This is a genomic window from Caulobacter endophyticus, from assembly GCF_003116815.1.
Lineage (GTDB): Bacteria > Pseudomonadota > Alphaproteobacteria > Caulobacterales > Caulobacteraceae > Caulobacter > Caulobacter endophyticus.
This window is the reverse complement of the sequence record NZ_QDKQ01000028.1, coordinates 116,404-128,876: the sequence shown is the minus strand read 5'-3', so window position 1 is coordinate 128,876 and position 12,473 is coordinate 116,404. Positions and strand designations below refer to the sequence as shown.

Here is a 12,473-nt window from a genome sequence, read left to right as displayed (position 1 = left end):
CCGGTGGCCCGTCGCCTGGCCCGCGCCGCCCGCGCCCGCTCGGCCGGCCAGGCGCCGGCGGCCGCCTGGGCCGCGGCGGATCTGGGGGACGAGGAGGAGTAGACGACGGAGACGTCGGCTCGTCCTTCCGCGGCGGCGATCGACGAAGGCGTCCGCGCGGCGGACGCAGGCGAGTTCGCAGAACATGACGCCGTGGCGGAGTGGGTCGCTTCATGGGGCGATCCCAACGAAAAGCCCATGCCGAAGTGCGGCTAGTCTGAACCGCGCCGGCGTTACGCCACCTGCGTTCAGCGCAAGTGCTGCGTGTAATGCACGGCGCTCAACGCTGGCCCGATCGCCTCTAGCCCCTACCCCGCCAGAATCGCCGCCAGCCCCTCCCGGTAGGTCGGATACTTCGGCCGCCAATCGAGCTCGGCCTTGGCCAGGGCGTTCGAGACGCGCTTGTTCTCGGCGTAGAAGCGACGGGTGGCGGGCGACAGGCCCAGGGCGTTGAACGGCAGGTCCGGCGGAACCGGAACGCCCAGCAGGCGAGCGGCGTGCTCCATGACGTCCTGCGGCGGCGCCGGCTCGTCGTCGCACAGATTGTAGACCGCCCCCGCGCGCGGCCGCTCCAGCGAGGCCAGAAGGCCCGAGACGATGTCGTCGCGGTGCACGCGGCTGAACACCTGGCCCGGCTTGACGATTCGGCGCCCCTCGCCGGCCTTCAGGCGGTCGAAGGCGCTGCGGCCAGGGCCGTAGATCCCCGGCAGGCGGAAGGTGGCGACGGTCAGCCCCATGCCCCGGCATACCTGGCGCCAGTCACGTTCGGCTCCGACCCGGCGCGCGCCCTCGACCGACTGGGCCTTGAGCGGGCTCGTTTCGAACACCCAGCGGCCGTCGAAGTCGCCATAGACGCCGGTCGTCGACAGATAGCCGATCCAGTCGGGGAAGGCCTCGGCGGCGGCCAGGGCGGGAATCACCGCCTCCAGGGCCGGACAGCCCTCGCCGGTCGGCGGCGAGGTCACCAGCACCGCGGTCACGCCGCGCAGGGCCTCGACCATGGCGGCCTTGTCGTCGGGGTCGACAGCGGAAAAGCCCAAGGCCTCGACCGCGGCCCGCGCCTCGGGCGTGCGGCCGGTGGCAACCACCGACCAGCCGCGCGCGGCCAGAGATTCGGCGAAGGCGGCGCCGACATAACCCAATCCGAACACGAACAGACGCAAACCCGCAGCCCCGCCTCAAATCCAAGGGATCAATGAGCCGTGGAAACGGGCCGTTCCGCAAGTGCCGCATTCATCCCCAATGAAGTTGCGCGACAGTGCTTGCCAAGCGCGGAACGCTCTGCCATAAGCCGCCTCCTCGTCGCGGGGCGCTGTTTTCAGCCTCTTCGATGCGGGCGTAGCTCAGTGGTAGAGCGCCACCTTGCCAAGGTGGATGTCGAGAGTTCGAATCTCTTCGCCCGCTCCATTCCCTCCCTTGCGGAGACGGATGGACGAGACAAGAAAATCGGTGCGCGGGCGTAGCTCAGTGGTAGAGCGCCACCTTGCCAAGGTGGATGTCGAGAGTTCGAATCTCTTCGCCCGCTCCATTTTCTTATTCCTCCTCACATTCTGATCCGGATGCGAAGCGGGGCCGTTTGGCCCGGCGGCAAATCCTGCTCTAACCTCCCGTCGGATCATTCCGGGGAGCGTCCATGCGTCACCATCTTCTCCGCCTCGCCGCCGGTGCGGCGCTGTCGGCCGTGCTGCTGGCGAGCGGCGCACAGGCCGCCCCGGCCACAGCCTCGGCCCAGCTGACGAACGCCGTGAAGGCCTATGAGTCGGTCTCGGCCGCCGAAGACGAAGAAAGCGGTTCCGACGTCGCCCGCTGGCGCCTGCCGCCGGTCGGTCCCAAGGCCGACGCCGACCGCAAGGCCAGGTACGAGAAGGCCAAGGCCCTGCTGGCCGGGGTCGACGCCTCGGCCCTCTCCGACGACGAGAAGCTGACCCGCCAGATCCTGGCCTGGAGCCTCGACGACAAGCTCACCGGCCTGTCGTTCGACGAGGCCCGCATGCCGTTCAGCAGCGACGGCGGCTTCGACGTCACCCTGCTCTATCGCGCCAGCAGCGCCCGCCTGAAGACCGAGGACGAGGCCAGGAAGTGGATCGCCCTGCTGGCCCAGGCGCCTGACTGGTACGCCGCCAATATCGCCGAGGCCCGGCGCGGGATCGCCTCCGGCTTCGTCCATACCCGCATGACCGCCCAGTCGGTGCTGGAACGCGCCCAGCGCACCGCCGCCACGCCGCTGGCCGAGGATCCGCTGCTGGCCCCGCTGCGCGCCTTGCCCGCCAGCGTGCCGGCCGATCGCAGGGCCGCCCTGATCGCCGAGGGCGAGGCGGTGCTGAAGGCCAAGGTGGCCCCGGCCCGCGCCAGCTTCGTCGCCTTCATGCAGGACGAGTATCTGCCCAAGTCGGCCAAGAGCCTGGCGGCCGGCGACCTGCCCGACGGCAAGCGCTACTACGCCTTCCTAGTCAAGCGCTACACGACCACCGACATGACCCCCGACCAGGTGCACGCGATCGGCCAGGCCGAAGTGGCCCGCATCCGCGCCCGGATGGAGACGGTGATGAAGGAGGCCGGCTTCAAGGGCGACCTGCCGGCCTTCCTGACCTTCCTGCGCACCGATCCGCACTTCTACGCCACCAGCCGCCAGCAGCTGCTGGAAAAGGCCAGCGAGATCGCCAAGCGCGCCGATGACCAGCTGCCGGCCCACTTCGGGACCCTGCCGCGCCTGACCTACGGCGTGCGCCCGGTGCCGGCCAGCATCGAGAAGGGCTACACCACCGGCCGCTATTTCGGCGGCGATCCCAAGGCCGGCCGCGCCGGCGGGCTGATGATCAACACCTCCGACCTCGACCAGCGCGGGCTCTATGAGCTGCCGGCGCTAGTGCTGCATGAGGGCGCGCCGGGCCATCACATCCAGACCTCGCTGGCCCAGGAACAGGCCGGCCCCGAGTTCCGCAAGAACCTCTATTTCAGCGCCTTCGGCGAGGGGTGGGGCCTCTATTCGGAATGGCTGGGCGAGGAGATGGGGATCTATCGCGATCCCTACGAACTCTTCGGCCGCCTGTCGTACGAGATGTGGCGCGCCTGCCGCCTGGTCGCCGACACCGGCATGCACTGGAAGGGCTGGAGCCTGGAACAGGCCCGCGCCTGCTTCACCGAAAACAGCGCCCTATCCTCGACCAATATCGAGGTCGAGCTGAAGCGTTACGTCTCCTGGCCCGGCCAGGCTGTGTCCTACAAGATCGGCGAGCTGAAAATCCTGGAGCTGCGCAAGCGCGCCGAGGACCAGCTGGGTCCGAAGTTCGACGAGCGGGCCTTCCACGACCTGGTGCTACTGGGCGGCTCCACGCCGCTGGCGGTGCTGGAGGCGCGGACCGACGCCTGGATCGCCGCGCGAAAAAAGTAATGACAAGCTGAACCGCAGCCCGGGGTTGACCCAGCGCCAGCCCCGGGCCGAACCTCCCCGCCTGAAAAAGGGAGGTTTCATGTCCTACGCCTCGAAGTTCGCGATCGGCGGCGCCCTGCTGCTGGCCCTCGCGGCCTGCTCCGACCAGAAGACGGCCAAAACCGACGCTCCGGCCAAGCCGGCGAGCGAAACCGCCGCCAAGCCCGCCAGCGCCGCCAAGCCGCCCGCGGACCTGCCGGCCGGCGACTACACCCTGGACAAGACCCACGCCGACCTCAGCTTCAAGGTCAATCACCTGGGCTTTTCCTGGTACACGGCGCGCTTCTCCGACTTCGACGCCAAGCTGACCCTTGATCCGAAGGCGCCTGAGAACGCCCACATCCAGGCCAGCATCAAGACCGCCTCGCTGCTGCTGCCGGCCCCGCCCCCGGGCTTCACCGAAGAATTGCTGGGCGCCCAGTGGCTGGACGCGGCCAAGTACCCGGCCATCACCTTCCGCTCGACCAAGGTGGCCAAGACCGGCGACGACACCGCCGACGTCACAGGCGACCTCACCCTGCACGGCGTGACCAAGCCTGTGACCCTGAAGGCCAGGTTCAACGGCGGCTATACCGGCTATCCTCCGATGGATCCCAACGCCCGTATCGGCTTCTCGCTGAGCGGCAGCTTCAAGCGCTCGGACTTCGGCGTCTCCTACGGCGTGCCCCAGCCCGGCTCGACCATGGGCGTCGGCGACGAGGTGCAGGTGGCCATCGAGGCTGAACTGCTCAAGCCCAACCCACCGGCGGCCGCCGCGTCGCCCGCTCCCGGCCAGCCCTAGCCGAAGGCGCCTATCCCCGTCCGGCGACGGGGATAGGCGACCGATGTAGGCAATGCAATCAAAGGTTTAGTTTTTCGCTGGACGCGCGAAATAGGAAAGTTATCCTACAGGAGGAATATCAGCCTAGGCTGATGCTCATGGGCGTCACTGGGGGCGCCGCTCTTGAGGGACCGCCATGATCGCTCAAATCCTGGAGGAGGCCTGGGCGATCTCGCCCGATCCGCGCCGCGACCGCTTGCTCGCGGCCTTCGTCACCCACGCCGTGGCCCTGGCCACCGGCGTCGCGCCGGTCGACATCGCGTCGGACAAGCGCACCCACAAGTCGGCCGCCCGCGCCAGGCAGATCTCGATCTATCTGGCGCACGTGATCTTCCACTGGCCGCTGACGCGCGTGGCCTTCGCCTTCGGCCGCGACCGCACCACCTGCGCCCACGCCTGCCACCGCATCGAGGACCTGCGCGAGGATCGGGTTTTCGACGCCCGCATGACGGCGCTGGAAGCCTGCGTGCGCCAGGCGCCGGAGACCATCCCGGATCTGGCCGGCATCGAGTTCCAGCGCGCGGGGCTGGGCCGATGAGCGCCGCCGGCATTCTCGAAAGCGACCTGCAAGCCGATCATCTGGCCGACCGCGCCGCCCGCCTGCTGGCCCGCGCCGGCTCGGTGATCGAGGCCCGGGGCACATCCTACGCCGTGCGCTTCGCCCGCGGCCGCCGCCCGATGCTGGTCATCGACGAGGCGGCCTTCCGCAAGCTGTCGGACAGGCTGCTGCCGCGTCCCGACGGCGGCTGGCGGCTGTCTCCGAGGGCGCCCGCCCCGCCGCCCGGTCGTCCCGGCTTCGTCGAGGGCGAGAAAACGGTGGTAGAGCCCGACGGGCGCACGACGACGCACCGAGCCAACCTGGGCGAGGCGCCGCTGGACTGGCTGCTGCGCCGCAAGCACATCACTCGCGCCGAGCACGCGGCGGGCGAGAAGCTGTCGGCCGACGCCCACGCCTCGGGAATCATCGGGCGCCTGACCATGCGCTGGGACCCGACGCCGCGCTCGGGAGGCGGTTCGCGCCTGGCGCCCATGGAACGCGCCTACGCCGCCCGCCAGCGGCTGGGACGGGCCATGGAGGCGGTGGGACCGCAGGCCATGCCGATCCTGACCTTGATCTGCCTGACGGGCACGTCGCTGCAGGGCACGGAGGTCGCGCTCGGCATGAAGCCCAGAACGGGCAAGGCCGCCCTCAAGGCGGCCCTGCAGCGCCTCGCGGCGCATTACGGGATGACCTGAGCCGTCCCGCCTGTGTCCGCCCGTCATCCCGGTCCGGCCAAGCCGGGCCAGGATGACGAAGGCCGGGGATCCTTAGGACGCCTGCTGGGCGTGCTTGATGTCGCGCATCTGGTCGTGGCCGGCCTTGACCTTGGCGTAGGCTTCCTCGATTGCGCGGCGGGTCTCGGGCTGGATGTCCACGTCGCCCAGGGCCTTTTCGTACTTGGCCTTGATGTGGTCTTCGCCGTCCTCGACGGTCTTGACCACGGCTTCGTCGCCCTTGGTCAGGGCATCACGGACGTTGAGGAACACCCGGTGGGCGGCGGCCAGGATGCTGCCGTCGTCGTCGGGCGTGCCGCCCAGGCGGCGCACCTCGGCCTGCAGGTCGGAAACGATGCCGCGGCGTTCCTGGGCGCGGGCCTGGAACAGGGTCTTGAAGCGGCTGCTCTGAGCGTCCTTGGCGGCTTCTTCGTAGCCGTCGGCGCTGTCGATGGTGATCTCGACCAGGCCGTTGACGAGCTTGATGTGGTCTTCGTTCGTATGGGCCATGCTTGGGCTCCCTGAGCTTCGAATGGAGAGACCGCAGCAACGCGGCCTCCCCGAAAAAGGTTCGAAGCGGAGCCTTACGGTTTCTTCGATTGCAGGAAGGTCCAGGCCGTGCCGGCAGCCGTGATCGCCGCGCCGCGCGTGCGCTTGTTGATCAGCAGGCCGGCCAGCACCGCCCCGCCCAGCACGGCGACCGCCAGCGGCACGGTGCGGCCGCCGATATGAACTTCACGGCCGGCGATGGTCAGCGGCTTCTTCGTCGCCCCACCGACGGCGTAGTCGGCGATCGGCGCCTGCGGGTCGGTCGGCTTGGACTGGTGGTCGAGGAAGTTCGAGACCTTGTCCGACAGGGTGTCGATCAGGCTCTGGCGGGCGCGGGCGGGGCCGGCGCCGTTGGTCAGGGTGGGGTCGTAGGCGACCATGGCGTCTGTCTCCATGTCCTTGGAAAGGGGCGGAGCAATAACGCCGTGCGGGCAAGGGCGATCCGTCAGGCCTGGCGCGGAGCCTTCGGCGGCAGGCTCGCCCCCACATGGTCGATGCCCAGTTCCAGCGCCCGCGCGGCCTGGCGCTGCCGCTCGGCGTAGCGGGCCTTCTGGTCCTCGCTGCGGCTATGATGGCAGCGCGGGCAGGCCACGCCCTCGACGTACAGCGGCGAGACCCGATCGGCCTCCGAGACCGGCATCCGGCAGCCCCTGCACAGGGCGTGCGTACCCTGCGACAGGCCATGACCGACCGCCACCCGCTCGTCGAAGACGAAGCACTCGCCGCGCCAGAGGCTCTCGTCCGCCGGCACCGTCTTCAGATAGTTCAGGATTCCGCCCTTGAGGTGGAACACCGCCTCGACGCCGCGCGCCTTCAGCAAGGCCGTCGACTTCTCGCAGCGGATGCCGCCGGTGCAGAACATCGCCACCTTCGGGGCCGGCGCGGCCGGGTCCCAGGTCTGGCGGAAGGCGTCGAACCAGGCGGGGAAGTCGGCGAAGCTGGGTGTCTTGGGATCGATCGCCCCCTCGAACGTGCCGCAGTCGACCTCGTAGCCGTTGCGGGTGTCGATGACGATGACGTCGTCCTGAGCGATCAGGGCGTTCCAGTCGGCCGGATCGACATGGACGCCGTGATTGTGAGCCGGATCCAGGTCGGGCTCGCCCAGGGTGACGATCTCGGCCTTCACCTTGACCTTCAGCCGATGGAACGGCGGAGCGTCGGCGTCGGCGAACTTCAGCTCCAGCGTCTCGCAGCCCGGCAGGGTGTGGATATGGGCGATGACCGCGTCGATGGCCTCCGGGCGCCCGGCGATCGTGCCGTTGATCCCTTCGCGGGCCAGCAGCAGCGTGCCCTTGATCTTCAGGCCGCAGCACAGCTTGGCCAGATCCGCCTGGATCGCCTGGGGGTCGTCGAAGGTCGCGAAGCGATAGAGGGCGGCGATGCGCCAGGTCGAGGTCATGGGCGGGCCATAGAAGATCGGACGGGTCTGCTCAAGCACGGCCGGAACCAAGCGCGGCGAACGCGGGTTACCGGGCCATGAGCATCCTGATCACCGTCATCATCGCCCTCGTGCTGCTGGGCTTGGCCCTCTACGCCGTCCAGCGCTCGCCCATCCCTTCGCCCGTGAACTGGCTGATCCAGCTTCTGCTGATCATCGTGGCCATCGTGTTCATCGGCAACAGGGCCGGGTTCTTCTAGGCCGCAGCCAGAGCCGCCGCGTCGCGCTGGATGCGGGCGACCATCGACTTGAGGCCGTTGGAGCGCTGCGACGACAGCGCTTCAGACAGTCCCAGGCGCGCCATGGCCGCCGAGGCGTCGAACGCAGCGATGTCGCTGGCCCTTGCGCCCGAATAGAGCCGCAGCACCACGGCGATCAGCCCGCTGACGATGTGGGCGTCGCTGTCGCCGCGAAAGCGCACGGTCCCATCGGCCTGTGGCTCGGTCACCAGCCACACCTGGCTGGCGCAGCCGCGCACCTTGTTCTCCTCGGAGTGTTCTGCGGCCGACAGCGGTTCGAGGTCCCGGCCCAGCTCGATCACGTAGCGATAGCGCTCTTCCCAGTCGCCGAGCATTTCGAACTCGTCGGCGAGGTCGTCGAGGGCGGCGTCGATGGGGCTGGTGCTCATGGCGCGGCATCTAGGCGGGCCGCGCCTCAGTTGCAAGCGGTCAGGACCCCGGCAAGGCCACGATCGCGGTCAGCCCGTGCCCCGACGCCGACTTCAGCCGCAGCGATCCGTTCATCGCCCGGGTCAGCAGGTCGACGATCGGCAGGCCAAGGCCCACCCCCTCGCCGGTCCGCGTCAGCGACGCCCCGCCACCCTGTTCGAACGGTCGCAGCAGGCGCGGCAGGTCGGCGGCGTCGACGCCCTCGCCCTGGTCGCGGATCGAGATCTCGACCATGCCGCCAGCCACGCGCTCGGCGGCGATGGTCACCGCCCCGTCGCGCGGCGAATGGGCGACGGCGTTCTGCATCAGGTTGGACAGGATGGTGCGCAGGCCCCGGCGGTCGGCCAGAACGCCGGGCATGGCCGCAAGGTCAGGCACGCTAAGGGTGACGCCCCGGGCCTCGCACTCGGCCCGCAGCTGGGCCATGACGTCCTCGACCGCCTCGTCCAGCGGCTCGGCGGCGACGTCCAGGTCGGTGACGTGGCCTTCCAGGCGGGCGATCTCGACGATCTGGTTGACGAGCTTCAGCAGCTTCAGGCCGCTCTCGTGCACCAGCTTGGCGTATTCCTTGTACTGCGGCGAGCCGAGCGGGCCGTAGAGTTCGCTGGCCAGAATCTCGGAAAAACCGATGACCGCGTTCAGGGGCGTGCGCAGCTCGTGGCTGACCATGCGCAGGAAAGAGCGCTTCTGGTCGTCGAGGGCGGCCTTGCGGCGCGCGCGAGCCGCGGCGCGGCGAAACGTCGCGGTGGGGCCTTCGGAGGGCCGCTGCGCACCGCGCGAATCAACCTCGACCCCGCTTTCGGCGAGCTCATCGGCTGGGAACGAAGCGTCCGCGGACGCCGTCTGTGACATAGGGGACTCCCGGACCTTCTGTCCGCAAAGGCATTCTGTGCCACCCTGAACCAACCCGCTTACGAAACCGTTTCCGTCCACAAGAAGCTGGATTCGGCTGGTCGCCCCACAATTGTGCGCGCTTGGGAGATCGGGCGAAGCGGGGTTAGGATTCACCAATAACGAACCCTTTGAGGCGGACCCGCCAAGTTGAACATCGACCCGGTGCAGCCCCGGCAGGATGAAGCCGCTCTACGCCCCGCGCTCGGCGCGGGTGAGACCGCGCGCGCCTGGCGTCTGGGCTGGCTGGCCGCGGCCCTGCTGGCCGGCGGGGCGGTGGCCTTCACGCCGGGCTCGACGGGCTGGCCGATCTGGACGGCCCTGCTGGCCGGGGCCCTGCCCGCGATCGCCGCCCTCCTGCTGGGCGACAGCGAGGACGAACGCACCCAGTCGATGCTTCTGGTCGGCTGGGCCGCCGGCGGCGCGGTCGCCGCGGCCCTGACCGGCGGCGTCTCGGGCGCGATGAGCGCCTGGTGCCTGGCCCCCGTGGCGGCCGCCTCGACCCTGTCCGCCCCACGCCGCTTGGCCGAGGGCGCCGCCCTGGCCCTGATCGGCGGCGCCATGGCCGCCCTGACCCAGCTGTCGGGTCTGGCCCCGCCTCCGCCCGCGGGCCCCACCGCCTTCATCCTCGGCTTCCTGGCCGTGGCCACCACCGGCCTTGGCCTCGCCGCCGGCCTGATGCTGACCCACCGCCGCGCCGGCGAGCGCGACGTGCGCAACCTGTCGGAGCTGACCGCCCTTTCGACCCTGCTGGACGGCCTGCCGTTCCTGGCCTTCGTGGTCACGCTGCAGGGCCGCGTGCGCACCGTGCGCGGCGTCGCCCCGGAAGGCGCGGCGCTCGACAGGATCATGATCGACGGGCTGTCGCACGCCGCCGTCGTCGGCGAGCGCGCCCGCATCGACTTCGCCCTCGGCCAGGCCCTGCGCGAGCATCAGGCGACCCTGACCTTCCCGGCCGCCGAGGCCCCGGAACGGACCCTGTCTCTGACCCTGCGCCGCGTCGGTCCCGGCATGCTGGTCGGCGTGATGCGCGACGTCACCGCCGAGACCCGCCAGCTGCAGCAGCTGGACCAGGCCCGCGCCGACGCCGAGAACCTGGCCTCGGGACGCGCCCGCTTCCTGGCCAATATGAGCCACGAGCTGCGCACGCCGCTGAACGCCATCATGGGCTTCTCCGACATCATGCGCGCCCGCATGTTCGGCCCCCTGACCGACCGCTACGGCGAGTATGCCGAGCTGATCCACGAGAGCGGCCGCCACCTGCTGGACCTGATCAACGATGTGCTCGACATGTCGAAGATCGAGGCCGAACGCTTCGAGCTGTCGCGCGGCGAGTTCGACGCCCGCGAGGCCGTAAACGCCGCCATGCGCCTGCTGCGCGTGCAGGCCGACAGCGTGGGCGTGCAGCTGCGCGGCGTGCTGCCGCCGGCCGAGCTGGAGGTCGACGCCGACCGCCGCGCCCTCAAGCAGATCGTCCTGAACCTGGTTTCCAACGCCCTGAAATTCACCCCGCGCGGCGGCCAGGTGACGGTCACGGCCGACGGCCACGACGGCATGCTGGAGATCGTCGTCGCCGACACCGGCGTCGGCATCAGCCCCGAGGACCTCGAACGCCTGGGCCGCCCCTACGAGCAGGCCGGCGGCGTCGACCAGCGCGCCAAGGGCACCGGGCTTGGCCTGTCGCTGGTGCGGGCCTTCGCCCAGCTGCACGGCGGCGAGATGCATGTCGAAAGCCGCCTGGGCGCGGGCACCAGCGTCTCGGTGCGCATGCCCATCCTGCTGGAAGCCGCCAAGGCCCCCGCCGCACCGGAAAGCCCCACGGCCACCGCCGACGCCATGGAGCCGCTGTTCGAGCCGCCGTCCGAGGGCTCGACGACCGACGAGCCCTTCCTGGGCGAGAACGTCATCCGCTTCGCCCCGCCGCGCTGAGGCGCGGCCCGTCCTCAAGATGCTTCCCCTGAAGGGGGAGCTGTCGCGAAGCGACTGAGGGGGAAATGACTGCTGCCTTTGGGGATGAACTGACCTCATCAGGAACTTCCCCCTCCGGCCCTCCGGGCCACCTCCCCCTTCAGGGGGAGGATCTTTGGACGCGACTTCGCAGTCTCCCGCGTTCGCACGCGTTAGGTCGGGGAGGCGCGGAGCGGCCGGGCGGAGCCCGGAGACCGTGTGTTTGTTTAGCGTTTCGGCTTCGTCGACCGCTCCCCCGCATCATTTGTCTCGGAGGGGCCAGAGGCGCGGGTGATGTTTCAACCCAAGGGCCAGCCTTTCCCCCGGACGGGCAGGACCAATAGCCCTCCCCATGGCGGGGACGGCTTTGATTATGGCCCAGGGATGAGCGCGTCTGATAAGTTTGGATGAGAAAGTCGTAGGGCGTTGATCGGGCTTGGGATTTTTCGCGATCCGCCGGGGATCCACGCTGCTCTATCCCCGTCCCCCCTAGACCGCCACGCTCAGCGACGGATCGGCCCGCAGCCGCGCCATGTCGCGGCCCGGCGGGCGGCCGTACAGGCGAGCGTATTCACGGCTGAACTGCGAGGGGCTGTCGTAGCCGACGGAAAAGCCCACCCCGGCCACGTCGCGGCCCTGCACCATAAGGAGGTTGCGGGCCTCCTGCAAGCGAATCTGCTTCTGGTACTGCAGCGGGCTCATGGCGGTCACCGCCTCGAAGTGCCGGTGCAGCGAGGTCTCGCTCATGCCCGCCACCTGGGCCAGCGTCTCGATCCGCATCGGCTCGGCATAGTGCGCGCGCAGCCAGCGGATCGCCCGGCGCACCTGGTCGGGTCGGCCGCCCGACGAGGCGATCTGGCGCATCATGCCGCCACGCTCGCCGCCTAGCAGCCGCCACATCAGCTCGCGCCGGACCATCGGCCCAAGCACCGCCGCCTCGCGCGGACGGTCCACCAGGCGCACCAGCCGCATCACCGTCTCGATCAGCTCGTCGTCCATCCGGCTGACCGCCAGGGCCCGGGTCGGGGTGATCTCGGGCACGACCTCGCCAGCCTCCACCAGCAGGTCGGCGATCATGGCCGGGTCTAGCGGGACGCCCACGGCAAGGTAGGGCGCGGCGATCACCCGTCCGCTGACCGGCAGGTCGGCCGACACCACCAGATACTCGCCGGCGCGGTAGGGATAGCTCTCGGCGCCCAGGGTCGTGGTCTTGGCCCCGTCGAGGATCAGGCACAGCATCGGCTCGTAGACCAACTGCTGGGCCTCGGTGACGGTCGTGCTGGCGATCAGGTGCAGCCCCGGCGCGACCAGCGGCCCGACGCCGTCCGTCGAGGCCGCTCCCAGATGGCCGCGGACCAGGGCGACGAGTTCAGGCAATCTGCTCATGGCGGCATTCATACGCTGAAGGCTTGACCGAGCAACGACGATCACCCCGAT

At 69.7% G+C, this 12,473-nt stretch carries 13 protein-coding genes and 2 tRNA genes; 8 read left to right on the top strand and 7 right to left on the bottom strand.

The window, feature by feature from the left end:
* Positions 1–347: 347 nt before the first annotated feature.
* Positions 348–1,202, bottom strand: coding sequence for an SDR family oxidoreductase (locus DDF67_RS06735; RefSeq protein WP_109100126.1), 855 nt, complete (start codon positions 1,200–1,202; stop codon positions 348–350).
* A 169-nt stretch (positions 1,203–1,371) separates the two neighbouring features.
* On the opposite strand from DDF67_RS06735, the gene DDF67_RS06730 reads away from it, so the two are divergent.
* From DDF67_RS06730 to DDF67_RS06705, 6 genes are all read left to right on the top strand, one after another.
* Positions 1,372–1,446: transfer RNA gene (locus tag DDF67_RS06730), tRNA-Gly, on the top strand.
* 46 nt (positions 1,447–1,492) lie between these two features.
* Positions 1,493–1,567, top strand: a tRNA-Gly gene (locus DDF67_RS06725).
* A 105-nt stretch (positions 1,568–1,672) separates the two neighbouring features.
* On the top strand, positions 1,673–3,430 hold the full coding sequence (locus tag DDF67_RS06720; protein WP_109100125.1) for a DUF885 domain-containing protein: 1,758 nt from the start codon (positions 1,673–1,675) through the stop codon (positions 3,428–3,430).
* Between the two features lie 79 nt (positions 3,431–3,509).
* On the top strand, positions 3,510–4,250 hold the full coding sequence (locus DDF67_RS06715) for a YceI family protein (RefSeq protein ID WP_109100124.1): 741 nt from the start codon (positions 3,510–3,512) through the stop codon (positions 4,248–4,250).
* 175 nt (positions 4,251–4,425) lie between these two features.
* Complete coding sequence (locus tag DDF67_RS06710) at positions 4,426–4,827, top strand: helix-turn-helix domain-containing protein (protein WP_109100123.1); 402 nt, start codon at positions 4,426–4,428, stop codon at positions 4,825–4,827.
* On the top strand, positions 4,824–5,525 hold the full coding sequence (locus DDF67_RS06705; RefSeq protein WP_109100122.1) for a DUF6456 domain-containing protein: 702 nt from the start codon (positions 4,824–4,826) through the stop codon (positions 5,523–5,525). Before DDF67_RS06710 ends, DDF67_RS06705 begins: the two co-directional genes overlap by 4 nt.
* A gap of 72 nt (positions 5,526–5,597) precedes the next feature.
* Here DDF67_RS06705 and DDF67_RS06700 read toward each other — a convergent pair whose 3' ends face one another.
* The 3 genes from DDF67_RS06700 to trhO form a co-directional block, all read right to left on the bottom strand.
* Entirely contained in the window at positions 5,598–6,053 is a 456-nt protein-coding gene (locus DDF67_RS06700) for a PA2169 family four-helix-bundle protein (protein ID WP_109100121.1), read from the bottom strand.
* 74 nt (positions 6,054–6,127) lie between these two features.
* Positions 6,128–6,472, bottom strand: a complete 345-nt coding sequence (locus tag DDF67_RS06695) for a hypothetical protein (RefSeq protein WP_109100120.1) — start codon at positions 6,470–6,472, stop codon at positions 6,128–6,130.
* 65 nt (positions 6,473–6,537) lie between these two features.
* On the bottom strand, positions 6,538–7,491 hold the full coding sequence (gene trhO, locus DDF67_RS06690) for an oxygen-dependent tRNA uridine(34) hydroxylase TrhO (RefSeq protein WP_109100141.1): 954 nt from the start codon (positions 7,489–7,491) through the stop codon (positions 6,538–6,540).
* A 77-nt stretch (positions 7,492–7,568) separates the two neighbouring features.
* Between trhO and DDF67_RS25705 the strand changes: the two genes are divergently transcribed.
* A complete protein-coding gene (locus DDF67_RS25705; RefSeq protein WP_162839355.1) occupies positions 7,569–7,730 on the top strand; it encodes a hypothetical protein in 162 nt (53 codons plus the stop codon).
* Here DDF67_RS25705 and DDF67_RS06685 read toward each other — a convergent pair.
* Entirely contained in the window at positions 7,727–8,158 is a 432-nt protein-coding gene (locus tag DDF67_RS06685) for a SufE family protein (RefSeq protein ID WP_109100119.1), read from the bottom strand. The genes DDF67_RS25705 and DDF67_RS06685 overlap by 4 nt on opposite strands.
* A gap of 40 nt (positions 8,159–8,198) precedes the next feature.
* Positions 8,199–9,050 carry a sensor histidine kinase gene (locus DDF67_RS06680; protein ID WP_109100118.1) on the bottom strand — a complete coding sequence of 284 codons (852 nt, stop codon included), beginning with the start codon at positions 9,048–9,050 and terminating at the stop codon, positions 8,199–8,201.
* A 189-nt stretch (positions 9,051–9,239) separates the two neighbouring features.
* Here DDF67_RS06680 and divJ point away from each other — a divergent pair, with 189 nt between their 5' ends.
* The gene (gene divJ, locus DDF67_RS06675) at positions 9,240–11,018 is read left to right on the top strand and encodes a cell cycle sensor histidine kinase DivJ (RefSeq protein ID WP_199229173.1); all 1,779 of its coding nucleotides are present in this window, start codon (positions 9,240–9,242) and stop codon (positions 11,016–11,018) included.
* Between the two features lie 507 nt (positions 11,019–11,525).
* Here the strand turns inward: divJ and DDF67_RS06670 are convergent.
* On the bottom strand, positions 11,526–12,422 hold the full coding sequence (locus DDF67_RS06670) for an AraC family transcriptional regulator (RefSeq protein ID WP_109100139.1): 897 nt from the start codon (positions 12,420–12,422) through the stop codon (positions 11,526–11,528).
* Between the last annotated feature and the right edge of the window lie 51 nt (positions 12,423–12,473).

Coding starts and splice junctions, on each gene's coding strand:
- DDF67_RS06720 (WP_109100125.1), top strand. CDS start 1,673: ATGCGTCACCATCTTCTCCGCCTCGCCGCCGGTGCGGCGCTGTCGGCC.
- DDF67_RS06700 (WP_109100121.1), bottom strand. CDS start 6,053: ATGGCCCATACGAACGAAGACCACATCAAGCTCGTCAACGGCCTGGTC.
- DDF67_RS06705 (WP_109100122.1), top strand. CDS start 4,824: ATGAGCGCCGCCGGCATTCTCGAAAGCGACCTGCAAGCCGATCATCTG.
- DDF67_RS06710 (WP_109100123.1), top strand. CDS start 4,426: ATGATCGCTCAAATCCTGGAGGAGGCCTGGGCGATCTCGCCCGATCCG.
- trhO (WP_109100141.1), bottom strand. CDS start 7,491: ATGACCTCGACCTGGCGCATCGCCGCCCTCTATCGCTTCGCGACCTTC.
- DDF67_RS06715 (WP_109100124.1), top strand. CDS start 3,510: ATGTCCTACGCCTCGAAGTTCGCGATCGGCGGCGCCCTGCTGCTGGCC.
- DDF67_RS06695 (WP_109100120.1), bottom strand. CDS start 6,472: ATGGTCGCCTACGACCCCACCCTGACCAACGGCGCCGGCCCCGCCCGC.
- DDF67_RS06680 (WP_109100118.1), bottom strand. CDS start 9,050: ATGTCACAGACGGCGTCCGCGGACGCTTCGTTCCCAGCCGATGAGCTC.
- DDF67_RS25705 (WP_162839355.1), top strand. CDS start 7,569: ATGAGCATCCTGATCACCGTCATCATCGCCCTCGTGCTGCTGGGCTTG.
- DDF67_RS06685 (WP_109100119.1), bottom strand. CDS start 8,158: ATGAGCACCAGCCCCATCGACGCCGCCCTCGACGACCTCGCCGACGAG.
- DDF67_RS06670 (WP_109100139.1), bottom strand. CDS start 12,422: ATGAGCAGATTGCCTGAACTCGTCGCCCTGGTCCGCGGCCATCTGGGA.